This window comes from Microbacterium sp. LB12, assembly GCF_037150835.1.
Lineage (GTDB): Bacteria > Actinomycetota > Actinomycetes > Actinomycetales > Microbacteriaceae > Microbacterium.
Map to the genome: position 1 here is coordinate 886,576 of NZ_JBBCPF010000001.1, position 22,785 is coordinate 909,360.

The 22,785-nt window shown below is 69.6% G+C and carries 26 protein-coding genes and 1 tRNA gene; 11 read left to right on the plus strand and 16 right to left on the minus strand.

Annotated features, from left to right (window positions below; genetic code table 11):
• Positions 1 to 53 precede the first annotated feature (53 nt).
• The 3 genes from WFM69_RS04340 to WFM69_RS04350 all read left to right on the plus strand — a co-directional run bounded on the left by WFM69_RS04340 (position 54) and on the right by WFM69_RS04350 (position 2,731).
• Positions 54 to 1,412 carry an aminotransferase class I/II-fold pyridoxal phosphate-dependent enzyme gene (locus tag WFM69_RS04340; RefSeq protein WP_337001996.1) on the plus strand — a complete coding sequence of 453 codons (1,359 nt, stop codon included), beginning with the start codon at positions 54 to 56 and terminating at the stop codon, positions 1,410 to 1,412.
• The gene (locus WFM69_RS04345; protein ID WP_337001998.1) at positions 1,409 to 2,647 is read left to right on the plus strand and encodes a pyridoxal phosphate-dependent aminotransferase; all 1,239 of its coding nucleotides are present in this window, start codon (positions 1,409 to 1,411) and stop codon (positions 2,645 to 2,647) included. The genes WFM69_RS04340 and WFM69_RS04345 overlap by 4 nt, the downstream gene beginning before the upstream one ends.
• Positions 2,648 to 2,660: 13 nt before the next feature.
• Positions 2,661 to 2,731: transfer RNA gene (locus WFM69_RS04350), tRNA-Cys, on the plus strand.
• Here the strand turns inward: WFM69_RS04350 and WFM69_RS04355 are convergent.
• Positions 2,731 to 3,600, minus strand: a complete 870-nt coding sequence (locus tag WFM69_RS04355) for an AraC family transcriptional regulator (protein WP_337002000.1) — start codon at positions 3,598 to 3,600, stop codon at positions 2,731 to 2,733. The genes WFM69_RS04350 and WFM69_RS04355 overlap by 1 nt on opposite strands.
• 122 nt (positions 3,601 to 3,722) lie before the next feature.
• Here WFM69_RS04355 and WFM69_RS04360 point away from each other — a divergent pair, with 122 nt between their 5' ends.
• Positions 3,723 to 4,268, plus strand: coding sequence for a carboxymuconolactone decarboxylase family protein (locus WFM69_RS04360; RefSeq protein WP_337002002.1), 546 nt, complete (start codon positions 3,723 to 3,725; stop codon positions 4,266 to 4,268).
• Between the two features lie 63 nt (positions 4,269 to 4,331).
• On the opposite strand, the gene WFM69_RS04365 is transcribed toward WFM69_RS04360, so the two are convergent.
• Both WFM69_RS04365 and WFM69_RS04370 read right to left on the minus strand, forming a co-directional pair.
• On the minus strand, positions 4,332 to 5,045 hold the full coding sequence (locus WFM69_RS04365) for a glutamine amidotransferase (protein ID WP_337002004.1): 714 nt from the start codon (positions 5,043 to 5,045) through the stop codon (positions 4,332 to 4,334).
• A gap of 7 nt (positions 5,046 to 5,052) precedes the next feature.
• Positions 5,053 to 6,048: a type I glyceraldehyde-3-phosphate dehydrogenase gene (locus tag WFM69_RS04370; RefSeq protein ID WP_337002007.1), complete on the minus strand. Its 996-nt coding sequence runs from the start codon at positions 6,046 to 6,048 to the stop codon at positions 5,053 to 5,055.
• Between the two features lie 225 nt (positions 6,049 to 6,273).
• Here WFM69_RS04370 and WFM69_RS04375 point away from each other — a divergent pair, with 225 nt between their 5' ends.
• Complete coding sequence (locus WFM69_RS04375; RefSeq protein ID WP_337002009.1) at positions 6,274 to 7,053, plus strand: YggS family pyridoxal phosphate-dependent enzyme; 780 nt, start codon at positions 6,274 to 6,276, stop codon at positions 7,051 to 7,053.
• Positions 7,054 to 7,085: 32 nt separating this feature from the next.
• Here the strand turns inward: WFM69_RS04375 and WFM69_RS04380 are convergent, their stop codons facing one another.
• The 5 genes from WFM69_RS04380 to WFM69_RS04400 form a co-directional block, all read right to left on the minus strand.
• Positions 7,086 to 7,841, minus strand: coding sequence for an endo alpha-1,4 polygalactosaminidase (locus WFM69_RS04380; RefSeq protein ID WP_337002011.1), 756 nt, complete (start codon positions 7,839 to 7,841; stop codon positions 7,086 to 7,088).
• A 68-nt stretch (positions 7,842 to 7,909) separates the two neighbouring features.
• Positions 7,910 to 8,605, minus strand: coding sequence for a DUF899 family protein (locus WFM69_RS04385; protein ID WP_337002013.1), 696 nt, complete (start codon positions 8,603 to 8,605; stop codon positions 7,910 to 7,912).
• 58 nt (positions 8,606 to 8,663) lie between these two features.
• The gene (locus tag WFM69_RS04390) at positions 8,664 to 10,064 is read right to left on the minus strand and encodes an MFS transporter (protein ID WP_337002015.1); all 1,401 of its coding nucleotides are present in this window, start codon (positions 10,062 to 10,064) and stop codon (positions 8,664 to 8,666) included.
• Between the two features lie 44 nt (positions 10,065 to 10,108).
• Positions 10,109 to 11,212: a carboxylate-amine ligase gene (locus WFM69_RS04395; RefSeq protein WP_337002017.1), complete on the minus strand. Its 1,104-nt coding sequence runs from the start codon at positions 11,210 to 11,212 to the stop codon at positions 10,109 to 10,111.
• A gap of 8 nt (positions 11,213 to 11,220) precedes the next feature.
• Complete coding sequence (locus WFM69_RS04400) at positions 11,221 to 11,487, minus strand: DUF7218 family protein (RefSeq protein WP_337002019.1); 267 nt, start codon at positions 11,485 to 11,487, stop codon at positions 11,221 to 11,223.
• 121 nt (positions 11,488 to 11,608) lie between these two features.
• Between WFM69_RS04400 and WFM69_RS04405 the strand changes: the two genes are divergently transcribed.
• Complete coding sequence (locus WFM69_RS04405; protein ID WP_164498167.1) at positions 11,609 to 11,773, plus strand: hypothetical protein; 165 nt, start codon at positions 11,609 to 11,611, stop codon at positions 11,771 to 11,773.
• A 72-nt stretch (positions 11,774 to 11,845) separates the two neighbouring features.
• On the opposite strand, the gene WFM69_RS04410 is transcribed toward WFM69_RS04405, so the two are convergent.
• Complete coding sequence (locus WFM69_RS04410) at positions 11,846 to 12,052, minus strand: CsbD family protein (RefSeq protein ID WP_337002021.1); 207 nt, start codon at positions 12,050 to 12,052, stop codon at positions 11,846 to 11,848.
• A gap of 199 nt (positions 12,053 to 12,251) precedes the next feature.
• Here WFM69_RS04410 and WFM69_RS04415 point away from each other — a divergent pair, with 199 nt between their 5' ends.
• Complete coding sequence (locus WFM69_RS04415; protein WP_337002023.1) at positions 12,252 to 12,644, plus strand: hypothetical protein; 393 nt, start codon at positions 12,252 to 12,254, stop codon at positions 12,642 to 12,644.
• Between the two features lie 23 nt (positions 12,645 to 12,667).
• Here WFM69_RS04415 and WFM69_RS04420 read toward each other — a convergent pair whose 3' ends face one another.
• The gene (locus WFM69_RS04420) at positions 12,668 to 13,015 is read right to left on the minus strand and encodes a hypothetical protein (protein WP_337002025.1); all 348 of its coding nucleotides are present in this window, start codon (positions 13,013 to 13,015) and stop codon (positions 12,668 to 12,670) included.
• A gap of 297 nt (positions 13,016 to 13,312) precedes the next feature.
• On the opposite strand from WFM69_RS04420, the gene WFM69_RS04425 reads away from it, so the two are divergent.
• Complete coding sequence (locus WFM69_RS04425; protein WP_337002027.1) at positions 13,313 to 13,807, plus strand: FBP domain-containing protein; 495 nt, start codon at positions 13,313 to 13,315, stop codon at positions 13,805 to 13,807.
• Here the strand turns inward: WFM69_RS04425 and WFM69_RS04430 are convergent.
• Genes WFM69_RS04430 through WFM69_RS04440 form a run of 3 tightly spaced genes read right to left on the minus strand, consistent with a single transcriptional unit; the run spans position 13,804 to position 16,580 of the window.
• Positions 13,804 to 14,655: a PaaX family transcriptional regulator gene (locus WFM69_RS04430; protein WP_337002029.1), complete on the minus strand. Its 852-nt coding sequence runs from the start codon at positions 14,653 to 14,655 to the stop codon at positions 13,804 to 13,806. The genes WFM69_RS04425 and WFM69_RS04430 overlap by 4 nt on opposite strands.
• Complete coding sequence (locus WFM69_RS04435; RefSeq protein ID WP_337002031.1) at positions 14,645 to 15,883, minus strand: kynureninase; 1,239 nt, start codon at positions 15,881 to 15,883, stop codon at positions 14,645 to 14,647. The genes WFM69_RS04430 and WFM69_RS04435 overlap by 11 nt, the downstream gene beginning before the upstream one ends.
• Position 15,884: 1 nt before the next feature.
• On the minus strand, positions 15,885 to 16,580 hold the full coding sequence (locus tag WFM69_RS04440; protein ID WP_337002033.1) for a hydrolase: 696 nt from the start codon (positions 16,578 to 16,580) through the stop codon (positions 15,885 to 15,887).
• A gap of 201 nt (positions 16,581 to 16,781) precedes the next feature.
• Between WFM69_RS04440 and WFM69_RS04445 the strand changes: the two genes are divergently transcribed.
• The gene (locus WFM69_RS04445; protein ID WP_337002035.1) at positions 16,782 to 16,961 is read left to right on the plus strand and encodes a hypothetical protein; all 180 of its coding nucleotides are present in this window, start codon (positions 16,782 to 16,784) and stop codon (positions 16,959 to 16,961) included.
• On the opposite strand, the gene WFM69_RS04450 is transcribed toward WFM69_RS04445, so the two are convergent.
• The 3 genes from WFM69_RS04450 to WFM69_RS04460 are packed head-to-tail and all read right to left on the minus strand — an operon-like array spanning position 16,931 to position 20,592.
• Positions 16,931 to 17,782, minus strand: coding sequence for a tryptophan 2,3-dioxygenase (locus tag WFM69_RS04450; RefSeq protein ID WP_337002037.1), 852 nt, complete (start codon positions 17,780 to 17,782; stop codon positions 16,931 to 16,933). The two genes, WFM69_RS04445 and WFM69_RS04450, sit on opposite strands and share 31 nt — an antisense overlap.
• A gap of 60 nt (positions 17,783 to 17,842) precedes the next feature.
• Positions 17,843 to 19,552, minus strand: coding sequence for an amidase (locus tag WFM69_RS04455; protein WP_337002039.1), 1,710 nt, complete (start codon positions 19,550 to 19,552; stop codon positions 17,843 to 17,845).
• Positions 19,552 to 20,592 (minus strand): agmatine deiminase family protein, encoded by a 1,041-nt coding sequence (locus WFM69_RS04460; RefSeq protein ID WP_337002041.1) that lies wholly within the window; start codon positions 20,590 to 20,592, stop codon positions 19,552 to 19,554. The genes WFM69_RS04455 and WFM69_RS04460 overlap by 1 nt, the downstream gene beginning before the upstream one ends.
• A gap of 68 nt (positions 20,593 to 20,660) precedes the next feature.
• On the opposite strand from WFM69_RS04460, the gene WFM69_RS04465 reads away from it, so the two are divergent.
• Both WFM69_RS04465 and WFM69_RS04470 read left to right on the plus strand, forming a co-directional pair.
• Positions 20,661 to 21,323 (plus strand): TetR/AcrR family transcriptional regulator, encoded by a 663-nt coding sequence (locus WFM69_RS04465; RefSeq protein WP_337002043.1) that lies wholly within the window; start codon positions 20,661 to 20,663, stop codon positions 21,321 to 21,323.
• 9 nt (positions 21,324 to 21,332) lie between these two features.
• Positions 21,333 to 22,706: a pyridoxal phosphate-dependent decarboxylase family protein gene (locus WFM69_RS04470; protein WP_337002045.1), complete on the plus strand. Its 1,374-nt coding sequence runs from the start codon at positions 21,333 to 21,335 to the stop codon at positions 22,704 to 22,706.
• The last annotated feature ends 79 nt before the right edge of the window (positions 22,707 to 22,785 follow it).

Sequence of the window (22,785 nt, forward strand, 5' to 3'; positions counted from 1 at the left end):
GCGCGGCAGTATTCCGCTTTGACATAGGTCAATGATTCCCCTACCGTCGAAGCATGGCAGAGGCAGGGAATCGCGTCGAAGTTTCCGACGGCATCACCGGATCCACGGCCGCCGAGATCTCCGAGAGCATCCGTGATCTCATCGAGAGCGGCGGCTTCATCCCGGGCGACCACCTGCCCTCGGTCCGCGCGCTCGCCGCGCGACTCGGCGTCAACCGCAACACGGTGCTGGCGGCGTACCGATCGTTGGTGACCGCGCGCATCGCGGTGACGGGCGGACGCACCGGTACCACCGTGCTCGGTCCGCAGAGCAACCCCGACGAAGGTTTCGCCGCGGGGTCGGTGCTGCGCGACATCGCCAGCGGCAACCCCGACGCCGCGCACCTGCCCGATCTCGCGCCGGCCTTCGCCGCGGTGGCCCCCGCGCACGTGCTGTACGGCGAGTCGGTCATCGACCCCGATCTGGCGGAGTGGGCGACCGAGTGGATCGCCGCCGACCACCCCCGCGCATTCCGCCTGTCGATCACCGCCGGGGCCGTCGATGCGGTCGAGCGCCTGCTCGCGCAGACCCTGGTGCACGGCGACCGCGTCGGCCTCGAAGACCCGTGCTTCCTCTCCAGCATCCACACCGCGCGTCTCGCCGGGTACGTGCCCGTCGCGATCCCGGTCGACAGCGAGGGGATGACGGTGGAGGGTGTGCGCGCCGCGCTCGACAGCGGTGTGCGTGCGATCGTCTGCACACCGCGAGCGCACAACCCGACCGGCGTCGGCACGAGCGCGGCCCGTGCCGAGGAGCTCCGCGCGGTGCTCGCCGACCACCCTCTCGTGCTCGTGATCGAAGACGATCACTTCTCCATGCTCGCCCCGACGCCGTATGCGAGCATCATCGGACCGACGCAGCAGCGGTGGGCTCTGGTCCGCTCGGTGTCGAAGTTCCTCGGACCCGACATGCGCCTTGCCGTCACGGCATCCGATCCGGTCACCGCACATCGGCTGGCGCAGCGACTCAGCCCGGGCACGATGTGGGTGAGCCACGTGATGCAGCGTCTCGCGGTGCGCCTGCTGCGTGATGAGACGGTCCAGCAGGGCATCGTCGCCGCGCGTGAGCACTACGCCCGACGCAACGCCCTCTTCGTGTCGCTGCTGGAGCAGCGGGGACTGACGGCGGAGAGCGACGGCGGCCTCAACGTGTGGGTCGACGTGCGCGATGACGCCGCCGAGGTGGGGCGGCGTCTGGCGTCGCGGGGGTGGCTGGTGCGCTCCGGTGCCGAGTTCGCGCTCGAACCCGGCACCTCTCCCGGCGCCGATCACCTGCGGCTCACGGTGCACGACCTCGACGATGCGGAGCTCGTGCGCCTGGCTGACGACATCCTCGCTGCCGTCGGATCCCTGCCGTCGGGGGTCGTGGCATGACCGCGGGACTCGGGCATCGGATCGGCCGGTCCTCACGGCTGGAGGGTGTGCTGTACGACCTGCGCGGCCCCGTGGCGGCGCGAGCGACTGAGCTGGAGCAGCGGGGCGAGACGATCCTCCGTCTCAACATCGGCAATCCCGCGCCCTTCGGATTCGAGGCGCCGGAGGTCATCGTCGAGGCCTTGCGGTCGGCGCTCCCCGATGCGCACGGCTACTCCGACTCCGCAGGCCTGCCCGAGACGCGCGAGGCGATCTCCGCGCACTATGCCGCCCGGTCGGGATTCCCCGCGCTCGGCATCGACGACATCACGGTCGGCAACGGCGTGTCCGAGTTGGTCGGGCTCACCCTGCAGGCGCTGCTCGAACCGGGCGACGAGGTGCTCATCCCCAGCCCCGACTATCCGCTGTGGACCGCGTCCACGGTGCTGGCCGGCGGGCGTGCGCTGCACTATCCCTGCGTGGAGGCAGACGGCTGGACGCCGGATCTTGCCGCGCTGGAGGCGATGATCGGCCCGCGCACTGCCGCGATCGTGGTCATCAACCCGAACAACCCGACCGGCGCGGTCTACAGCCGCGAGGTGCTGGAACGGATCGCCGATTTCGCGCGGCGCCACCGCCTGCTGCTGCTGTCGGATGAGATCTACGACCGTGTGGTGTACCCGGGCTTCACACATCTCTCCCTGGCGCAGGTCGCCCCCGATGTGCCGTGCGTCACCTTCGCGGGGCTCTCCAAGACCCACCGTGTCGCGGGATACCGCGCCGCCTGGATGACGACGACGGGGTTCGGCGCCGACGACCCGTTCCTGTCCGGCGTGCGTCTGCTGGCGTCGATGCGGATGTGCGCGTCCGTTCCGGCACAGCACGCGATCACGGCGGCACTGACCCAGGACACCTCGCTCGACGCCCTGGTCGCGCCGACCGGTCGGCTCACGATGCAGCGCGATGCCGCCCTCGCCGCGCTCGAGGCGATCCCCGGGGTGCACACGCAGCAGGCGGGCGGCGGGCTCTACCTCTTCCCGCGCCTGGATCCCGAGGTGCACCGCATCGACGACGACGAGCGGCTGGTGCTCGATCTGCTCGACGCGGAGCGGATCCTGCTCGTGCAAGGCACGGCGTTCAACTGGTTCTCGCCCGACCACCTCCGGATCGCGTTCCTTCCGGAAGCCGAGGTGCTCACCGATGCGCTGCAGCGCTTCGGGTCGTTCCTGAGCGGGTACTCGCCGCCCGGCCGCTGAACGCCTCCGACCCGGTGGAGTGACCGAGTGGCCAGGTCGCGGTCCGCAAGACCGTACACGCAGGTTCGATTCCTGCCTCCACCTCAGACCGGGCTCGACGGAGCCGACTCCGACTCGCGCCAGGCACGCGGCGACCGCCCGATGCGTTGGGCGAACACCCGCGAGAACGCGGAGGGGCTCGCGTACCCGAGCTCTGCGGCGACGGCGGTGACGGACCTGCCCGCGCGCAACTGCTCTTGTGCCACAGTGAGCCGCCAGTCCGTGAGGTGGTCGCCGGGGGAGCGCCCCAGAACGTCTTTGAAACGGGCGGCGAAGGCGCTGCGCGACATGGTCGCGGTGCGGGCGAGAGTCTCCAGGGTCCAGGTCTCGCCCGGGGCCTCGTGCATCGCGACGAGTGCCGGTGCGAGCCGCTCATCGGCGAGACCGGGAAGCAGGCCCGGCGGCAGGTCGAGCGCGCTGGAGTGATCGAGCATCCACCGGAGCAGTTGGATCAGCACCACCTCGAACAGGCGATCGGCCAGCAGCGGGCGCCCGCAGCGCACGTTGTCGACCTCGGTGAACAGCAGGTCGAGTGCGGGACGCAGGGTTGCGACCTCGTCGAGGGGGAGCACGATGACATCGGGGAGCGCGCGCACGAGCGGGTGCGTGGCACCGCCTTCGAAGTCCAGCGTGGCGCACGCGAAGTCCGACTCCTCCGTCGGCGCGTTGAGGAACGAGTGGTCGAGCGGGCGGGGGAGGAACAGGAGGCTCGGCTGCGTGATGCTCTCGCGTGCCAGGCCGCCGTCGGCGCGGCGGTGCGTCACCTCCATCTCGCCGCGGCGCAGCACGTGCAGGAAGCCGTGGCCGCCGCTCGCCGGGAATGTCGTGGTGCCGCACAGAGGTCCGCTGTGGAACAGGCGGGTGCGCACTCGGAAGCGCTCGAGCAGCGGCGTGAGGCGGTCTACGGGAGGCATGAGTACATTCTCTGGACGATCCGGTAAGTAATCAAGATTATTTGGTGCGTATCGTCCGCGCGTGATCGAAAGACTGGAAGGGAGCCCGCGCCGGGTTCATCCCATGATTGAAGGAGCATCTCGTGCCCAACGTCCCTCTCATCGACCGCGACAACACCACCGGAAACGTCAAGGACCAGCTCGACCAGATCGCGGCGACGTTCGGCGGAGTCCCCGCGATGTTCCGTGCCGTGGCCAACTCGCCGGCCGCACTCACCAGCATGTGGGGCGCGTTCGGTGCCTTCGGCGGAGGAGCCCTCGGCCCCGCCCTCGGCGAGCAGATCGCCGTCGCCGTCGCCGACCGCAACGCCTGCGGATACTGCCTCGCCGCCCACACGGCGCTCGGGACGAAGGCGGGGCTCTCCCGCGACGCGCTTGCGGCAGCGCAGACCGGCGAGTCCGATGACCCGCGCACGGCAGCACTGCTCGGTTTCGCGCTGAAGCTCGTCGACGAGCGCGGTCAGGTGTCGTCCGCCGATGTCGACGCCGTCCGCGCGCACGGCTGGACCGATGAAGAGATCGTCGAGACGATCGCCCAGGTGGCGCTGAACCTGTTCACGAACTACGTGAACATCGCCCTCGACGTGCCGATCGATTTCCCGAGCGTGGCTCTGCGCCGCGCGAGCTGAACGACGGGACGGAAAAGGGGCCGGATTCGCGAGAACCCGGCCCCTTTTCCATCCCGAACAGGCTCAGTTGTGCACCTCATCGAGCCAGGCGCTGATCACGGCGCGCGCCGCGCTCTCGAGCCGCGGGCCGACCGTCTTGGCCTGCTCGCGGATGGTCTCGGTCTCGATGCCGTGGTGGTGCAGCTCGTGCGCGCTTCCGATCAGCCAGCGCTCGATGGCGCGGTAGTCGGCTTCCAGGTGGAACTGCAGTGCGAGCACGGTGTCGGTGCTGAACGCCTGGTTCGGGAAGGCCGCGCTGCGGGCGAGGTGGCGGGTACCCGCCGGAATCGCGAACGCATCGCCGTGCCAATGCAGCACCGGCATGCCGTCGAGGGGACGCAGCGGCGAGTCGAGTCCCTCCGGCGTGAGGGTCAGTGGCGCGTATCCGACCTCCACCGTTCCCATGGGGCCGACCTCCGCGCCGAGCTGCTCGGCGATCAGTTGCGCCCCCAGGCAGATCCCCAACAGTGGACGCGCGATGCGGAGGCGACGTGCAACCGCCTCCTTCTCCTCGTGCAGGAACGGGTAGGCATCGGAATCGTGCACGCCGATGGGGCCGCCGAGGACGATCATCAGGTCGGCGTCGTCGACGCGCTGCAGATCGATCGGTTCCAGCCCGAGATCGATGTGCTCGATCGTGAATCCGTGTTCGTGCAGGAGTGGTTCGAGGATCCCCAGATCCTCGAACGGGATGTGGCGGAAGATGAGTGCGGTGCGCGACGGGGAGTCGATGGTCATTGCGGGATTACAGCCTTTCTGCCACGTATTCGGCGAGTTCGGTGAGACGGTGCGAGTACCCCCAGGCGTCGTCGTACCAGGCGGAGATCTTGACCTGGGATCCGATCACCCGGATCAACCCGGCATCCAGGATCGAGGAGTGCGGGTCGATGACCGTCTCGGCGACGGCGATCTCGTCATCGGCGCAGCGCAGGATCCCCTTGAGCGGCCCCTCCGACGCGGTGAGATACGCGGCCCTGACCTCGTCGGCACTCACGGGGCGCGACGCGGTGACGGTCAGGTGCGTGATCGAGCCGCAGAGCGCGGGCGCTTCCAATGCGAATCCGTCTAGGCGTCCGTCGAGCTCGGGAAGCACTCGTCCGATCGCCTGGGCCGTGCCGGCGCTGCCGGCCTTGATCTTGCCGCCGGCAGCACACGGATCGGAATGCGGTATGTCCTGCTCGAACAGCTCGGTGGGGCCGGCATGGATCGTGGTCATCAGCCCGGACTCGATCCCGAACGCCTCGTGGAACACCTTCGCCACGGGCGCGAGGCAGTTCGTGGTGCACGACGCGCTGGAGATGACGTGGTGCCGGGCGGTGTCGTACGAGTCTTCGTTCACTCCGAGCACGAAGGTGCCGTCGTCGCCCACCGCAGGTGCGCTGATGATGACTTTCTTGGCCCCGGCGGCCAGGTGCTTCCTCGCGACCTCGCAGCGCGACGCGGCTTCGGAGCATTCGATCACGATGTCGACCCCGCGCTGCGCCCACGGAAGCAGCTCCGGGTCGCGCTCGTGGAACACGGGGATCGCGTGCCCGTTGACGAACAGGTGCGTGTCGTCGGCGCGTGCGCCGCGCGCGAGAGGTCCGCCGCTCGCGTCGCTCTTGAGCAGGTCGATCAGGGTGCTCGGGCTGCGGGGGTCGTTCACCGCGACCAGCTCGAGTCCCGACGTGCGTGCGAGTAGAAGTCGCAGCTGGTTGCGGCCGATCCGACCGAGTCCGTTGATGGCGATCCGAGTGGGCATGTCTCTCCTGTCTATGGCTCGCCGACGACGTGCCAATATTTTGGCCTATGCCAAATTCTCCCACGGATGAGGTGGCGATTCCTGGGAGTTTCCAGGAGCGCTACCGATCAGAACCACGCAGATCGACGCGAACTTCGCAGGAACCCCCCCGGGAGTCCTGCGAAGTCTCTGCACTTCTGCGAAGGTCGTGCGGTCAGCGGAGCACGCCGTGATAGCGTTTGGCCTATGTCAAAAGGTGAAGAGGTGGTCGCGGCGGATGATCGGTACCCCACGGCATTCACGGTCGACGACTTCCGGCACAACGTCGCCGGCGTGCGCGCGCGCATCGACGATGCCGCACGGCGCGCAGGACGCGCGCCGGAAGAGGTGACGCTGCTCCCCGTGAGCAAGACGGTTCCCACCGACCGCGTCCGGGTCGCGATCGACTCCGGCATGCGTCTGCTCGGCGAGAACAAGGTGCAGGAGGCGGTGCGCAAGCACGGCGAGACGGGGGACCTCGACGTGTCGTGGTCGATCATCGGGCATCTGCAGACCAACAAGGCGCGCGACGTGGCAGCGATCGCTACCGAGTTCCAGGCGCTGGATCGGCTGCGGGTCGCCGAAGCACTCGACCGCCGCCTACAAGCCGCCGGGCGCAGCCTCGACGTGTTCGTGCAGGTGAACACGTCCGCCGAGGACTCCAAGTTCGGGATGCCGCCCGAAGAGCTGTCCGCGTTCCTCAAGGTGCTGCCCTCGTATGAGACGCTGCGGGTCCGCGGGCTGATGACACTTGCGATCCTCACCCCCGACGACCTTCGTGTACGCGAGTGCTTCTCGCTGCTCCGCACCCTGCGCGACCGGGCGCGGGACGAGGCACCCGAACTCATCGGCGCGGGCGAGTTGTCCATGGGCATGTCGGGCGACTACGAGATCGCGGTCGAAGAAGGCGCGACCTGCGTGCGCGTCGGGCAGGCGATCTTCGGCGCACGCGCCGTGCCCGACAGCCACTACTGGCCGGAGGGCTGAGCTCCCCACCTCAAGGCGTCTCCCGCGTCGCGCTAGGCGCAGGTCTCGAATACGTAGGCCGGGTCATCGGGCGTGACGAGGTTCCGATCCCGCAGCACCATCGAGGCCGGGGCCTCGTCGTCGCCGCACATCTCCGCGAACGGGCGGGGGAGCTCGTCGCTGTACTCGATGTCGATCACGTGCTCTCCGTAGACCGCGGTGTACGCACCGCACTCCCCATAGGCGGCGCACTCCTCGGTCACCGCGAAATCGAATCCGGCCTGCTCGTGCAGCACGGCGGCATCTTCGGCGGCGTTCTTCTGTCCGGCCGCCAGTCCTGCCGCATGTGCTGCGTCGACATACAGCACCGCGAGCGCCACGTTGTCGTCGAGCGACAGCGCCCCATCCGACCGGGAGTACGAGTCGAGGTTGTCGAACTCGACGGCGTCGAAACCGGCATCCGCGCACCCCTCGATCCACGGGACGACCTGCGCCGCGATGCGGTCTCGCCGATCGGCGGTGGAGGTGTCGAGCAGCGCCTCGTCCGGCCAGTCCGGGTCGAACACGGTCCGGCCGTCGTGCTGCAGCAGCAGGTCATCGGCCCAGGAACCGAGCTCGCCGGGCTGCGTCTGGAAGCCGTTCACGTAACAGATCGAGTACACGCCTTCCGCGGGCGTCGCGCTGCGGTCCCGCCCGACGATGCCGACCTCCGGCGCGGGGTCGTAGGCGCCGCCGAGCTGATAGTCCGGAACGACGCCGACGGGCGGAAGCGCGACCGCGGCGGGCGCGGACGAGGGAGTCGTCGACATCGCGCATCCGCCGAGAGCGAGCGACCCCGCTACCACGACCGCGCCGATCGTGCTCCGGACCGCCCGGTTCAGTGTGTCGCCCCGTACAGCTCCGCGATCTCCTTCGACCCCATGCCCTGCGCATAGGTCGGATGCTGCGGCCAGCCCTCTGGTACGTCCTGCCACTCCTCCTGGCGGCCGTAAGGCAGCAGATCGACGAGTCCCTGCAGGGAGCTGAGACGCTCGGTGCCACGACCGTTCGTGTGCCAGGTGCGGTAGACCGTGTCGCCGTCGCGGAGGAAGACGTTCACCCCGAATCCCGCGTTCGGCGGTGCATCCACATCGGCTCCGAACGTGCTGTCGGCGCTCGAGTACCACTCCATCCGGTTGCCGACGCGGTCGCGATAGGCCAGCGCCTCCTCGATCGGACCGTTGGTCACGATCACGAAGCGCGCGTCGTAGTAGCGCTCGAGCACATCGAGGCGGGTGAACTGCGACGTGAACCCCGTGCACCCCGGGCACTGCCACTCGCTCCCGTCCGACCACATGTGGTTGTAGACGATGAGCTGCGGGCTGTCGCGGAAGACATCGACGAGACGCACCGGGCCATCGGCGCTCATCAACGTGTACTCGGGCAGCTCGACCATGGGCAGCCGTCGTCGCTGCGCGGCGATCGCATCGAGCTCACGTGTGGCGGCCTTCTCCCTCACGCGCAGCTCCTCGAGCTCGCGGCGCCACGTCTCGGCGTCCACGACGGGGGGAAGGGGCGTCTGTCCTGTGCTCACGGTGACCTCCGGCTGCTGATCGACGGTGCGTCCAGTCTGCGCGTGGCCACCGACACGGTCAATGCGGGTCGGATCCGCTCAGGGCGGCAGCGTCGACCGGCGCGGGCTCACCCGGGTTCCGGCGGATGCCGATCCACGACACGATCCCGCCCAGCACGAGCAGGGTCGCGGTGACCCAGGCGGCGCTGTGGAACCCGTCGAGGTCGAGGGTGCCCCCGACGATGGTCGACAGCATCGCGACCACGAGCAGACCGGCGACGCGGGACACGGCGTTGTTCACAGCCGAGGCGATGCCGGAGTGCCCCTCGTCGATCGCACCGAGGATCGCGGCCGTCAGTGGGGCCACCGTCAGGGAGAGACCGAGGCCCATCACGATCATCGCCGGAAGCACCTGCCACCAGTAGTCGAAGTCGGCCGCGACGAGCAGCAGCATGAGCGCGCCGACCGCCATGATCAGCGGCCCGATCGTCATGAAGATGCGGGGACCCCACTTCCCGGCCCACTGCCCGGCGCGCGAGCTCACGAGGATCATCAGGATCGTCATGGGCAGGATCGCGAGCCCCGCCGCGGTGGCGCTCAGCCCCGCGCCCTGCTGCAGGTAGACCCCGACCACGAAGCCGTTGAGCGACAGTGCCGCATAGACGAAGAAGGTGGCGAGGTTGCCCCATCCGAAGTCGCGCACCCGGAAGAGCGAGAGCGGCATGAGCGGCGACGCGGAGGTCTGCTGGCGGATAAGGAACAGGGCGAACAGCGCGACCCCGACCACGAGCGGGATCCAGATGGCCGGTGACCCCCACCCGAGGTTCGGCTGCTCGATGAGGGCGAACACGACGGCGCCGAGGCCGAGAGCGCACAGGGCGCCGCTCCACCAGTCCACCCGGATGCCGCGCGGATGCTCGGGCAGGCGCAGGCGGGCGAGGAGGAGCAGGTTGATGCCGATCGGGATCACGTTGATGAGGAAAACGAATCGCCAGGACAGATAGTCGACGAACAGTCCGCCCAGCAGCGGACCCACCAGCTGTGCCCCGGTCGTGAACGCGGTCCATACGCCGATCGCCCTGGCCTGCACGTCGGCGCGCATGGTCGCCGTGATGAGCGCGAGCGAACTGGGTACGAGCAGTGCGCCGGCAGCACCCTGCGCGGCCCTCGCGATGATCAGCATGAGCGGATCGACCGACGCGGCGACGGCGAGCGATGCCACCCCGAACGCGATGAGTCCGATGCGCATCACGAGCACGCGGCCGTAGGCGTCCGACACGGAGCCGGCCAGCAGGATCAGCGCGCTCAGGGTGATCAGGTAGGCATCGACGACCCACTGCTGAGTGGTGATACCGCCGCCGAGCTCGCGGCTGATCGCGGGCAGCGCGACGTTCACGACCGTGCCGTCGAGGAAGGTCACGAACGACGCGAGCACGGCGATGGAGATGACGAGCCGCTGGAGCGGGGCGAAGGATGCCACAGGCCGACCCTACTCCCGGGGACGGACGTCGGGGCGGGTCCGGGTCAGGACGTGCGCGTCGAACCAGAAGCGCCGGGCAGCGGTGCCGGCGTGCCCGCGCGCAGGAGTCGCGCGAGTGCGAGGGTGCCGCCGTCGTCGAAGGTCCGGCGCTGTCGGTCGGCGCCCGTGCCGAGAGTGCGCAGCCGGTCCATGGCCGCGGCGACCCGATCCTCGTCGCCGAGCTCGCGGAGCGCGGGGCCGATCGTCTCCAGCATCCGCTCCGCGACGGCCCACGCGGCGGCGACCTCACCGTTGGTCGGATCGAGCAGACGCGCATCCATCCCGTGTCGCGCGGCCGCCCAGAGCGAGGCGTCGACGCCGTCCACGCCGATGTCGACGTGCCTGTGGTCGTCGGTGTGCACGATCGCTCGCGAGAGGAGAGCGGCGAAGACCGCATCCTCCGCGGTGAGCTGCGCGTCGAAGACACGCACCTCGACCGTCGGGAAGCGCTCCGAGAGACGCACCGCCCACGACAGCGACGCCGCATCGGCGACGGCACGCAGATCGATGAGAGTCTGCACTCCGGCACGGTAGTCGGCGAAGTCGCGGAACCGCGGAGGGCTCCACGACCCCGGGAGTCGGCGGATGAGGATGCTGCGCCAACTCGCGAAACCGCTGTCGCGGCCGCCCGAGAACGGACTGTTCCCCGTGAGTGCGAGCAGGACGGGCAGCCAGCCGCGCACCCGGTCGAGCGCGCGGACCCGCTCGTCGTCGTCGCCGACTTCGACGTGCACGTGCAGACCGTTGACCTCGTGATCCCGCGTCAGCTGACCGAGATGCGCGGACACCTCGTCGTAGTGCGGCGACGGTGACACGGCCGATGAGCGGGTGGTCGCGAAGGGCGCGCCGGTCGCAGCCGCGATCGCGTGCTGATCCTGCGCGTGCCAGCCGACGAGCCCACGCAGATGGCGCAACTGCTCCTCGGCCTCGGCGGCCGTCTCCACCGGCTCCGTGAGGCACTCGATCTGCGATGTCAGGTACTCCTTGGTGACCTCGCCACCCGTGCGCAGGCGGGTGATGCGCTCCCGCGTGCCCGCGGCCAACGTCACGGGCACCAGCGAATTCTCATCGAGGAACAGGAACTCCTCCTCGATGCCGAAGCGCGTCATCGCGCGCCTCAGTGATTCCGGAGGGCGGAGATCAGCTCGGACTTCCGCTTGCCGCTGTAGCCGGTCAGTCCGAGTTCCTTCGCGCGGGCCCGCAGCTCGGGCACGGTCCAGTCCTCGTAATCGCCGTGCTCGCCGCCGCGCCGCCCGATCGTGCTGCGTCCCTCCTTCGCGGCCGCGTTCGAGATGCGCGCCGCTTTCTCCTTCGAGGCGCCGTCGTCCCGCAGCTCTTCGTAGAGCTCGGGGTCCTTCAGTGAATTGTTGCGTCGTCCTGGCATTGGTTCTGCTCCTTCGCGCACTCGGAGGGTGGAAGTCAACCCCCTCGGCCGCTCGGCTGCCTGCGGCTACCTTGGGGGCACCGCAGTCGGGCGCTTGCGCCCCAGAAGAAGGGAAAGACCGATGAACATCCTCCTGATCATCGTCATCGTCATCGCTGTGATCCTCGCGATCACCGGAGGACTGGTGCAGTCGCTCCAGTTCCTGCTGTGGGTCGGACTCGTCCTGTTGGCGATCGCTGTGATCGCCTGGCTGATCCGAGCCATCACCGGGAGCCGCAAGGTCTGATCCTTCACACGATCTGATCCGAAGAGGTGAGACCCGCCACTGGCGGGCCTCACCTCTTCGCTGTCGTGGGGCTTACTTCTCGAACGCGTCGCGGACGTTCTCGCCCGTCTTCTGGGCGGCGTCCTTCACGTTCTCGCCGGCCTGCTTGGCGGAGGCCTTCGCCTGCTCCGCCTTGCCCTCAGCTTCCAACTTCTCGTTGTCGGTCAGCTTGCCGAGGCCTTCCTTCGCCTTGCCGACCAGCTTCTCGGCGTTGTTCTTGATGTCGTCTCCGGCACTCATCTGAGGCTCCTGTCGTCGAAGGATTGTTGTCCTCCGACCCTGACACCCGCGCGCGGAAGGGGCCACGGGATTGACAATCGCGGCCGACCATGTCACGGTTCCGAGCCCATCGACGCGCGTCCCGCGAGGGACTAGCCTGGCGCCAGGCGGGTGGTCCTGCCCGCGGACTCGACCAAGGAAGCGGTGTGCGATGGACTCGATGATGATGGGCGCCATGTCGAAGAACATGGAGTCGATGCCCGACATGGCGATGATGGACATGTCCGTCATGCAGGCCTGTATGGATGCCTGCGCGGCATGCGAGCAGGCGTGCACGGTGTGCTCGACCCAGATGATGGACTGCTCGCCGGCGTGCATGAACTGCGCGGACATGTGCAACACCATGATGCGGTCGATGATGCGGATGCCGGGTATGACCCCGGCATCGATGATGGCGATGCTCGACGCATGCATCGCCATGTGCCAGACCTGCATGGACGAGTGCATGGAGCACGCCGACATGAGCGACGTGTGCCGGATGTGCGCTCAGGCGTGCCAGGCGTGCATGGATGCCTGCATGGCCATGAAGGACATGATGATGGCGAGCGCCTGACCCGCGGAGCGGATCGGGAGAGGTCAGACGGCGGCGACGTTGAACTGCGTGCGCCCGACGGAGAGCACTCCGTAGCGGGCGTGCAGGGCCACCGGCGTGCCCGGGGTCGCCTCCAGTGCTGCGCCGGAGCCGTTCCACAGTTCGTGCACATCGCCGTCGAGGGTGCGCACGACGAGGTCGCCGGAGAGCGCGTGCGTCGTCTCGACCAGCCCGTCGACCCACTCGGACGGCGTCGCCGAGGCGATGCGCGCCTGGATCAGGTGCAGGGCGTGTCCGGGAGCGAACGAGGAGCACCGAGCGCCGTGGCTGCACATGCACGCCGCACGCTCACGCACCGGGAGGGGCGAAAGGCGGTTCAGCGGCGTGGACACGGTGGTCTCCTTCTGGTCGGACGTTCCGGAAAGACTAAGCCGCCTCCCGCTTCCCGCCCAGGTCGTCCGACATGGAGCGAAACAAACAGGTGTAAGCTCGCCGGGTGCTGTCGTCGATGAGCGCCCGTGTGGCGCAGAGCGGAGCTGCAGGCGCCTTCCGCGCCGCAGACAGAGGCTGAGGACTCACCGGAGGCGGAATCCCCGTCCCCGGTGTCGTGTCATACCCGGCGTCCCTGCCGGGGATCCTTCCTCACATCGACTCGCCGCTCGCGGCGACCACCACGAAAGCACTTCCTCATGCGTCCCATCGACGAGCGCGACATCCGCGCCTCCTTCCTCAACGCCTCCCGCAAAGAGGTCTCCGACCTGACCCTCCCGCCCGGCTTCGCCGAGATCGATTTCGATCGGATCGACTTCCTCGGCTGGGTGGACCCCAAGATGCCCCGACGCGCCTACGTGGTGACGTGGGTGGACGACGCCCCCGTCGGCGTGTTCCTGCAGCGCGCCGAGCAGCGGGTGATCGCCAGGGCGCAGTGCTCCTGGTGCGAAGACGTCACGCTCCGCAACGACGTGCAGCTGTTCGTCGCGCGCAAGGCCGGTGCGGCCGGGCGCAAGGGTGACACGGTGGGCGTGCTGACCTGCGCGGAGTTCGGCTGCAATCGCAACGTACGAATCCTGCCGCCGCTGGCGTACCAGGGGTTCGACCGCGAGTTCGCGCGCGACCTGCGCATCCTGCGCCTGCAGGAGCATGTCGCCGGGTTCCTCGCCGAGGTCGCCGGGCAGCCGAGCTAGTCGGCGCGTGCACTCCCGCCGGTGCGGGAGCGCACGTGCGCCCAGGCGGGTGCGGCCAGCTGCGCCGACAGCCGGGCGAACTCGTCGAAGCTGCGGCGTCCCGGCCAGTCGGACGGCAGCATCGACGGCGGAAGCCCCGGATCGGTGTACGGCAGCACCCGCCACCGGTCGATGAGCTGCACGTACGCCGCGAACGGCTCGGCGGGGAGGGAGGCGAGCGAGGTCTGGAACGCCAGATGCTCGCCGCGCAGCGCGGCGAGGTCCCACCACTGCGCGGCGGCCTCGATCAGCGTGCCGGCCGGGGTCGGGGCGGATGCTTGGAACAGGGTCGCCCATTGCCGCGCATCCAGCTCGTCGAGGATCTGCTGAACCTCGTCCTGCAGGTGCCCGGGGCAGATCCACAGCGCGGGCGACACGACGCCGGCGCCGATCCACTGCAATCGTCGGCGCAGTTGGTGCCGCACGCTCCGGGCGCTCTCGGGGATCGAGAACGACACCAGGCACCACGGGTCGGCGTCGGTCATCTCGCGCATCTCGAAGATGCGGCGGTCGCCGCGCTCCAGCATGCCGACCGCGGCCGGGTTCAGCCGGTAACCGATCTGCCCCTCGCGCTCGGGGAGCAGGAGTCCCTTCTGCTTGAGGCGGGCGACACCCGTGCGCGCCGGGGCGGCGTCGATGCCGAGATCGCCCGCGAGCGTCACGAGGTCGGCTGCCGAGACCCACCCGCCGAGAGGGCGCAGGAACACCCCGACCACGGTCCGCAGCAGTGACGCCGTGCTGCCTGGACGGGCATCGATGTCATCCCGCACGGGCTCGGTCACGGTCGCGGCCGTGCGCTCAGAAGTCACCGGACTCCAGGGCGTCGCGCACCGCGAGCACGCCCGTGAGCGTCTCGACGTGCGAGGTGCTCAGCGGCGACAGCCCCAGACGGATGCCGTCGGGGAAGCGGAAGTCGGGGATGATGCCGTCCGCCCAGAGCCGCCGCGTCACCTCGCGGAAGTCGGGGTGGCCGATCGTGACGTGGCCACCGCGGATCGCGGCATCGCGCGGGCTGAGCAGTCGCACCCCGAGCGGGGCGAGCAGCTCGTCGTACGCCCGCACCGCGAAATCGGTCAACGACTGCGACTTCGCCCGCACGCCGGCGATCGTGGACTGCTCGATCAGGTCGAGCATCCCCTGCATGGCCAGCATCGAGGTGACGGGCGGGGTGCCGCTCAGCAGCTGGCGGATGTCGCCTGCCGGCACGTACTCCGGTCCCATCGCGAAGATGTCGGCCGCGCTCCACCATCCCTGGATCGGTTGCCGCAGCACCCCCTGCAAACCGTGGCGGAGGTACGCGAAGGCGGGGGAGCCGGGGCCGCCGTTGAGGTACTTGTAGGTGCAGCCGACGGCGATGTCGACGCCCCACGCGTCGAGCTGCATCGGGATGACGCCCGCCGAGTGGCACAGATCCCACATCATCAGCGCGCCGACCTCATGCACGGCGGCGGTGATGCCGGGCATGTCCGCCAGAGCGCCCGAACGGTAGTCGACGTGGCTCAGCGACACCAGGGCCGTGCGGTCGGAGACCACGGCCTCGACGTCGGCGACCGTCACGCCGTGCACCGGGTCGGGTTCGAGCCAGCGCAGGGTCATGCCGGTCTCGGCCGCCACGCCCTCGGCGAGGAAACGATCGGTGGGGAAGTTGCCCGCCTCGATCACCAGCTCCGTGCGGTGCCGATCGGCGGCGGACGCAGCCCGCATGAGCTTGTAGATCAGCACGCTGGTGGAATCGGCCACCACCGTCTGGCCCGCCGCAGCACCGAGGGCCACGCGTCCGATGCGGTCTCCGAGCTCCATCGGCAGCGCCATCCACTGCTCGTCCCACGAGCGGATGAGCCGCGTACCCCAGTCTTCCCGCACGAACGTCGCCAGCTTCTCCGGCATGTCGCGCAGCGGGCGTCCGAGCGAGTTGCCGTCGAGGTAGGCCGTGACGCCCGGCGCCTCGGCGAACGCGTCGAGGTGGTCGCGCAGCGGGTCGGCGGCGTCGAGTGCGCGGGCGAGGTCGAGCAGGGAGGCATCGGGGGTCGCGGTCATGTCACACCTTCAGATCAGCGGGGAGGAGGGGGCGGGCATCGAGTGGATCGGCGGTCGCCGGGGTGGCTCCGGGCAGCACGAGGAGAACGGCGGCGGGGTCGAGCGGATCGACCGGGGCGAGAGCGTGCAGGAGCGCGCGGTCGTCGAGTCCGGCTTCGCGGAGGGCGGCGACCTCGCGCGGGTTCAGATCGACCGGCATCGGCCCGTTGCCCAGGTCGGTGCCGTAGAGCACGGTGCCGCCCGCGGCATGGAACCTGCGCACGTTGTCGATCGCGGTGGAGCGCTCGGGCTCGTCGTGGATCGCCAGTGTCGAGATCCAGCTGGCCGAGGCGACCTGGCGTGCGATCTCGTCGCCGTCGAGCCGTTCGGTGAACGGGGCGTGGGCGAGCCGTGCGGCGCCGAGGCGCACGACGCGCTGTGCTTCGCCTGCGCCCTCGGCGTGCGCGACGACGGGGAGGCCGCGCTCGGCGGCGCACTCGACGATCGTGCGCAAGAGTGCATCCGAGAACACCGGTCCTGCCGTGCTGTTGCTGGTGACCTTGATGAAGGAGGCGCCGGCGTCGGCCATCGCGGCGACCGCGACAGCCGCGGCATCCACATCGGCGATCTCGCGCACCGAGCCCGACGGTGCCCAGTCCCGGTCGGACGGGTACCCTCCCGGCGCGGTGAGGAACGCGCCGGCGTACTCGACGCGCACCGGGTTCCCGTCCCCGTCCCCGCCCCCGTCCCCAATCCCCGGGTGCGGGGTCGAAAACGTGCCGGATTCGGCGCGCGGAGGGGAGTCTTTGATCCCGCGCCGGGCGAGATCGCTTACGACCGCGGGATTCCCACCCAAATCGACCACGCGGCCGAGGCGGGAGCCCGTCAGCAGGGTGTGATCCACGAGCTGGAGGTGTACATGGTGGTCCGTGAAACCGCCGACAACCACCCCGTCGAGGCGGGGGAGACCGGCGGACGGCGCCTCGTTCCGCAGTCGCACGCGCCCGTCGACGACCTCGACGACGCCCTCGCGCCATCCGGATCCGTCGAAGAACGTCGCCGCGTGCATCAGCTGCCGATCTCGGTGCGCACCGTGTAGAGCTCGGGGAAGAACGTCAGGTCCAGAGCCCGCTGCAGGAAGCCGACGCCGCTGGAGCCGCCGGTACCGACCTTCATGCCGATCGTGCGGGCGACGGTCTTCAAATGCCGGAAACGCCAGAACTGGAAGTTGTCCTCCAGATCGACGAGGTCTTCGCACGCCTCGTACAGGTCCCAGTACCGGCCCGGGTCCTGGTAGATCTCGCGGATCGCGGGCACCAGCTCCGGAGTCTCGCGGTACGGCTGACGCACATCGCGATCAAGGATCTCGGCGGGGACCGGCAGGCCGCGGCGGGCGGCGAAACGCAGGAACTCGTCGTACAGCGTGGGCTTCTCCCACTCGGCGGTGAGCAGCGCGAGGTTGGCGGGGTGATCGGCGAAGACCCGCAGCATCTTCTCGTTCTTGTTGCCGAGGGCGAACTCCACCGCGCGGTACTGCACCGACTGGAAGCCGGACGAGTTGCCCAGCGCGCCGCGGAACTGGGCGTACTCGGTGGGCGTGAGGGTGGCGAGCACCGACCACTGCTGCGTCATCACGTCTTGGATGCGCTTGACGCGGGCGATGCGCTTGAGGGCTTCACGCAGGTCGTCGTTCGCCAGGAGGGTGCGGGCGGAGGACAGCTCGTGCAGGAGCTGCTTGAGCCACAGCTCGGTGGTCTGGTGCTGGATGATGAACAACATCTCGTCGTGATGCTGCGGCTCGCTCACCGGGTGCTGCGCCGTGAGCAGCTGGTCGAGCGCCAGGTACGACCCGTAGGTCATCCGCCCGGACAGGTCGGTGACGATGCCGGATTCGAGGGCGCGTTCGTTCTCGGTGCTCATGCGCCGAACATATCACTTTTGTGTCGAGCGTCACAGGAGTGAAATGTTCGCGTGGAGTGGTCAGAGTGCGGGTGTGCGCGGTGGCGGTGTGCGCCGACTGCCCGGAGTGCCAGCCGCCTCGAACGCTGCACCGAAGCGCAGCAGCTTCGCGTCGTCGTAGGCCCGCCCCGCGAAGGTGAGCCCGATCGGCATGCCGATGTCGCTCATCAGTCCCATCGGCACCGTGACCGTCGGGATGCCGAGGTGGCGGATCGCGAGGTTGCCGTTCGCGATCCAGGTGCCGTTGCGCCACCCCAGGTCGGCGGACTCCGGATTCACGTCCATGTCGGCGGGACCCACGTCGGCGACTGCGGGGAACACCACCGCATCGAGCCGCAGCACGTCCATCCACACCTCGAGGTCGCGGCGCCGGGTCTCCTCCAGTCCGCGCAGCCCGCCTTCGAGCTCGGGCATGTCCCTGATGCCGACGCCGGGGTTGTCGCGCACCCGGTCGGGGTACTCGGCGATGTCGTCGTCGAAGCCGGTGTAGCGGTCGGGGAGTGCATCCTCGGGGTGCGGGAAGATCGTGGCGCCGTCGACCGCGGCGAGTGTGTGCAGCGCGGGGTCGCCGTTGGCCTGCAGGAAGTCCTCCCATGCCCACGCCGAGAGGTCGACGATCTCCCGGTGCAGGTACTCGGGCGACACGAGGCCGCGGGTCGCGATGGTGTGCGCACCGGGGCGGTCGCCCTCGTAGTTCGACACCACGGGGAAGTCGACCTCGATCACCGTGGCTCCGGCGCGTTCGAGGTCGCGTCGGGCGGCCTCCCAGCGCTCGATCACCGACGCACGCGTCTCGATGCGCTGCCCGGTCGGGCCGCCGATGCCGGGGTGCTCGCCGCGGCCGGCATCCGGGTCGGCGTTGATGTACATGCGCGGGATGCCGATGCGCGCGCCGACCAGCTGTGCGCCCACGGCCAACGACCGATACGACTCCGGGCGCACGGCGGATGCGGCGGGCAGCTCGATCCACGGCTGGGTGCGCCAGAAGTCGCCGCGGGTCTCGTCGTCATCAGTGACGATCACGTCGAGCACCTCGAGCAGATCGGCCATCGTGCGCGTGTGCGGGACCACCACGTCCATGGTCGGCACGAGCGGCCAGTTGCCGCGGGTCGAGATCACGCCACGGGACGGCGTGTACGCACAGAGGGCGTTGTTGGTGGCGGGACCGCGTCCGGACGACCAGGTCTCCTCGCCCAGCCCGAATGCGGCGTAGCTCGCGGCCGTGGCCGTGCCGGAACCGTTCGACGATCCCGAGGCGAAGGGCGCGGTGAGGAAGGCACCGTTGTACGGGCTCTCGGCGCGTCCGTAGACCCCGCGCTGCATGCCGCCGTTGGCCATCGGAGGCATGTTCGTCAGTCCGAGGCAGATCGCCCCGCCCGCGCGCAGTCGCTCGACGGTGAATGCGTCGCGCTGGGCGACCAGGGCGGCGAACGCTGGGCTTCCCGATGCCGCGGTGAGTCCGCGCACCAGGTAGCTGTCCTTCGCGGTGTACGGGATGCCGTCGAGTGGACCGAGCGTCTCGCCGCGGGCGCGGCGGGCGTCGGATGCGGCGGCCTCGGCGCGTGCCTCCGGGTTGTCGACGACCACGGCGTTCAACGCGGTCGCGGTGTCGGGCCCGTCGAACGCGACGATGCGTGCGAGATAGGCGTCGACGAGATCGACCGCCGTGGTCGCGCCCGTCTCGAGGGCGTCGCGCAGCTCGGCGATCGACGCCTCGACGACGTCGAACATCAGCGGGTCCCGTCGAGCGCGGGCTGCTGCTGGGTGATGCAGTGGATGCCGCCGCCCCGGTCGAACAGGGGACGCGCATCGACCGTGACGACGCGGCGTCCGGGGTAGGCATCGGACAGGATGGCGCGCGCGGCGGCGTCGGCCTGCTCGTCGCCGAAGCCGCACGCCACGACGCCGTCGTTCGTGACCAGGTGATTCACGTAGCTCCAGTCGACAGGTCCTTCGTCGTCGCTCAGGGTGGAGGGTGCGGGCAGGTCGATGATCTCGAAGCGGCGGCCCGCGGCATCGGTCTGCTCCGAGAGCAGGGCGCGCAGCTCGCGCGTCACGGCGTGGTCGGGGTGGTCGGGGTTCTGCTGGTCGTGCAGCAGCAGTCGTCCGGGTGAGACGATCGTGGCGACGATGTCGACGTGCCCGTTCGTGCCGAAGTCGTCGTAGTCGCGGGTGAGACCGCGGGGCAGCCACACGGCCTTGGTCGCTCCGATCGTGCGCGCCATCTCGGCCTCGACGCGCTGCTTGTCGGCGTAGGGGTTGCGACGGGCGTCGAGCTGCACGGTCTCGGTGAGCAGTACGGTGCCCTCGCCGTCGACGTGGATGCCGCCGCCTTCGTTCACGAGTGTCGAGCTCACCAGCTCGGCACCGACCGCTTCCGCGATGATGCGTGCATGCTGGGCGGCCTTGCGCCACTCGGCCCACTCCGGCGCACCCCACCCGTTGAAGATCCAGTCGACCGCGCCTAGTGCACCAGGGCGCTCGTCGTCGACCACGAACGTCGGCCCGGAATCGCGCATCCAGAACTCGTCGACCGGCGCCTCGACGATCTCGATGCTGCCGCTGAGCATGCGTCGGGCGCGGGTGAGCTCGCTCGGATCGACCAGCATCGTGACGGGCTCGAACTCGGCGACGGCGTGCGCCACGGCCGTCCAGGCGGCGTAGCCCTCCTCGCGGGCGGTGTCGCTGTGGCCGAGGGTCTCGCCCTCGGCGGGGAACGCCATCCAGGTGCGCTCGTGACGGGCGGTCTCCGTGGGCATGCGCCAGCTCATGGTGCTCTCCTCGTTGCGGCTGATTCGTCTATTGAACATGCGATCAACAGGTGTTACGGTAGCCCCTGATGAAGACCACGTCAACAGGCGCCACCGCCCGCCGCATGTCGCCCGAGGAGCGCGATCACTCGATCCTCGAGGGTGCGATCGGGCTGGCGCGAGAGAGCGGGCTCGAGGCGCTGACCGTGCGCGCCGTGGCATCCCGTGTGGGTGTCACCCCCGCACTCATCGCGCACTACCGACCGGGAATGGACACGTTCGTCGCCGACGTGTTCGGCCTGATCGTGGCGGCGGAGCGCGAAGAGGTGATCGCGGCGTTCGGTGCCACCGGAGACCTGCGGGAGGCGCTGCTCCGACTGATCGAGACGCTGCTCGACGCCGACCGCGACGACGTGACGCTCATCTGGGTGCAGGCGTGGGCGCTGGGCGCCCGCAACGATGCGCTCGCCGCCCGCGTGCGGCAGGAGATGGACGGCTGGCAGAGCGCGCTCGAGCAGATCTTCGCGCGCGCGGCGGCGGCCGGCGACATCGCGGCGGGGCGCGCCGACACCGCCGCGTGGCTGCTGCTGGCGATGGTCGACGGCATGAACGCGCACTCGCTCGTCAAGTGGGCGCCGCGCGATCGCGCCGACCTGGCCCGACGCGCGCTCTCCGCCGTGCTCGACAGCGCCGCACCCGCCGCCATCCCCGTCGATTCCCGCCCTGCCGACTCCCGACCCGAACCCACGTAAGGAATGCCCATGGATGCTGTGCGCATGCACGCGGCCTCGCCCGAATCGACCGCGATCGTCGATGCCGTGCTCGACTACTCGCGCCGCCGTATGCTCGCCGCCGACGTGCCGCTCGACAAGCCGCAGTCCGAGGCCGAGCTGCGCCGTCTCGTCGGGCCGACGATCACCGATGCGGGCCTCGGTGCGGCCCGTGCGCTGAGCGTGTTCGAGCACGTGCTCGCTCCCGCGTGCCTCACCACGAGCCACCCGCTGTACCTTTCGTTCATCCCGACCGCGCCGACGATGGCGGCGATCGCGTTCGACCTGGTCGTCTCGGCATCCGGTCTGTACGGCGGCAGCTGGCTCGAGGGGGCGGGTGCTGTGCACGCCGAGAACGAGGTGCTGGCGTGGCTCGCGAGCGAGTTCGGGTTGCCCGACACCGCGGGCGGGGTGTTCGTGCAGGGCGGCACGATCGGCAATCTCTCGGCCCTGGTCGCCGCACGGGAGGCCGCGAAGGCGCGCCTGATCACCGCGGGCAAGGGGCTGCCGGCCCGCTGGAAGATCCTGTGCAGCGTCGAGGCGCACTCCTCGAACAAGTCGGCGGCAAAGGTCATGGATGCCGATGTGCTGCTCGTGCCCGCAGGCGACGACGGTGTGCTGCGGGCCGATGCCGTGCGTGAGGCGCTGGAGGAGCACGGCGACGAGATCTGCGCGGTCGTGGCGACCGGCGGTTCGACGAACTTCGGCATCGTCGACGACATCGCCGGCATCGCCGCGCTCAAGGACGAGTTCGACTTCTGGCTGCACATCGACGGCGCCTACGGCCTCACTGCGATGCTGGCGCCCGAAGCGCGGCACGTCTTCGCGGGTGTCGAGCGTGCGGACTCGGTGATCGTCGATCCGCACAAGTGGCTGTTCGCGCCCTTCGACTGCTGCGCGCTGATCTACCGCGACCCCGACAGCGGACGACGCGCCCACACGCAGCACGCCGAGTACCTCGACATCCTGACCGAGGTCGACGAGTTCAGCCCCTCGGACTACTCGATCCAGCTCACTCGTCGTCCGCGCGGACTGCCGATGTGGTTCTCGGTCGCGACCTACGGGGTCACGGCCTACCGCGAGGCGGTAAGTGCGGGCCTCGCGCTGACCCGGCGCATCGCCGACGAGATCGCCCGACGGCCGGAGCTGCGTCTGGTGCGCGACCCGCAGCTCTCGATCGTCGTGTTCGAGCGGGACGGGTGGGAGCGTGCCGACTACGACCGGTGGTCCGCGGCGCTGCTCGACTCGCAGCGGGCGTTCGTGGTGCCGAGCTCGCACGCCGGGCGTCCGAACACGCGCTTCGCGATCCTGAACCCGCTCACCACGTTCGACGACCTCGTGGGCATCCTCGACACGATGAAGTAACCGGGTGCCGGATGTCGGGAGCGTTCCCGGATGTCGGGCGAGACCACCCGGTTACTCCCGACATCCGTCCGTCCTCCCG

Coding starts and splice junctions, on each gene's coding strand:
- WFM69_RS04435 (WP_337002031.1), bottom strand. CDS start 15,883: ATGACCGCGACCCCCGATGCCTCCCTGCTCGACCTCGCCCGCGCACTC.
- WFM69_RS04365 (WP_337002004.1), bottom strand. CDS start 5,045: ATGACCATCGACTCCCCGTCGCGCACCGCACTCATCTTCCGCCACATC.
- WFM69_RS04425 (WP_337002027.1), top strand. CDS start 13,313: ATGCGTCCCATCGACGAGCGCGACATCCGCGCCTCCTTCCTCAACGCC.
- WFM69_RS04410 (WP_337002021.1), bottom strand. CDS start 12,052: ATGAGTGCCGGAGACGACATCAAGAACAACGCCGAGAAGCTGGTCGGC.
- WFM69_RS04415 (WP_337002023.1), top strand. CDS start 12,252: ATGATGATGGGCGCCATGTCGAAGAACATGGAGTCGATGCCCGACATG.
- WFM69_RS04460 (WP_337002041.1), bottom strand. CDS start 20,592: ATGAGCTGGCGCATGCCCACGGAGACCGCCCGTCACGAGCGCACCTGG.
- WFM69_RS04470 (WP_337002045.1), top strand. CDS start 21,333: ATGGATGCTGTGCGCATGCACGCGGCCTCGCCCGAATCGACCGCGATC.
- WFM69_RS04450 (WP_337002037.1), bottom strand. CDS start 17,782: ATGAGCACCGAGAACGAACGCGCCCTCGAATCCGGCATCGTCACCGAC.
- WFM69_RS04345 (WP_337001998.1), top strand. CDS start 1,409: ATGACCGCGGGACTCGGGCATCGGATCGGCCGGTCCTCACGGCTGGAG.
- WFM69_RS04370 (WP_337002007.1), bottom strand. CDS start 6,048: ATGCCCACTCGGATCGCCATCAACGGACTCGGTCGGATCGGCCGCAAC.
- WFM69_RS04465 (WP_337002043.1), top strand. CDS start 20,661: ATGAAGACCACGTCAACAGGCGCCACCGCCCGCCGCATGTCGCCCGAG.
- WFM69_RS04340 (WP_337001996.1), top strand. CDS start 54: ATGGCAGAGGCAGGGAATCGCGTCGAAGTTTCCGACGGCATCACCGGA.
- WFM69_RS04405 (WP_164498167.1), top strand. CDS start 11,609: ATGAACATCCTCCTGATCATCGTCATCGTCATCGCTGTGATCCTCGCG.
- WFM69_RS04375 (WP_337002009.1), top strand. CDS start 6,274: ATGTCAAAAGGTGAAGAGGTGGTCGCGGCGGATGATCGGTACCCCACG.
- WFM69_RS04380 (WP_337002011.1), bottom strand. CDS start 7,841: ATGTCGACGACTCCCTCGTCCGCGCCCGCCGCGGTCGCGCTTCCGCCC.
- WFM69_RS04445 (WP_337002035.1), top strand. CDS start 16,782: ATGGTGGTCCGTGAAACCGCCGACAACCACCCCGTCGAGGCGGGGGAG.
- WFM69_RS04395 (WP_337002017.1), bottom strand. CDS start 11,212: ATGACGCGCTTCGGCATCGAGGAGGAGTTCCTGTTCCTCGATGAGAAT.
- WFM69_RS04400 (WP_337002019.1), bottom strand. CDS start 11,487: ATGCCAGGACGACGCAACAATTCACTGAAGGACCCCGAGCTCTACGAA.
- WFM69_RS04355 (WP_337002000.1), bottom strand. CDS start 3,600: ATGCCTCCCGTAGACCGCCTCACGCCGCTGCTCGAGCGCTTCCGAGTG.
- WFM69_RS04455 (WP_337002039.1), bottom strand. CDS start 19,552: ATGTTCGACGTCGTCGAGGCGTCGATCGCCGAGCTGCGCGACGCCCTC.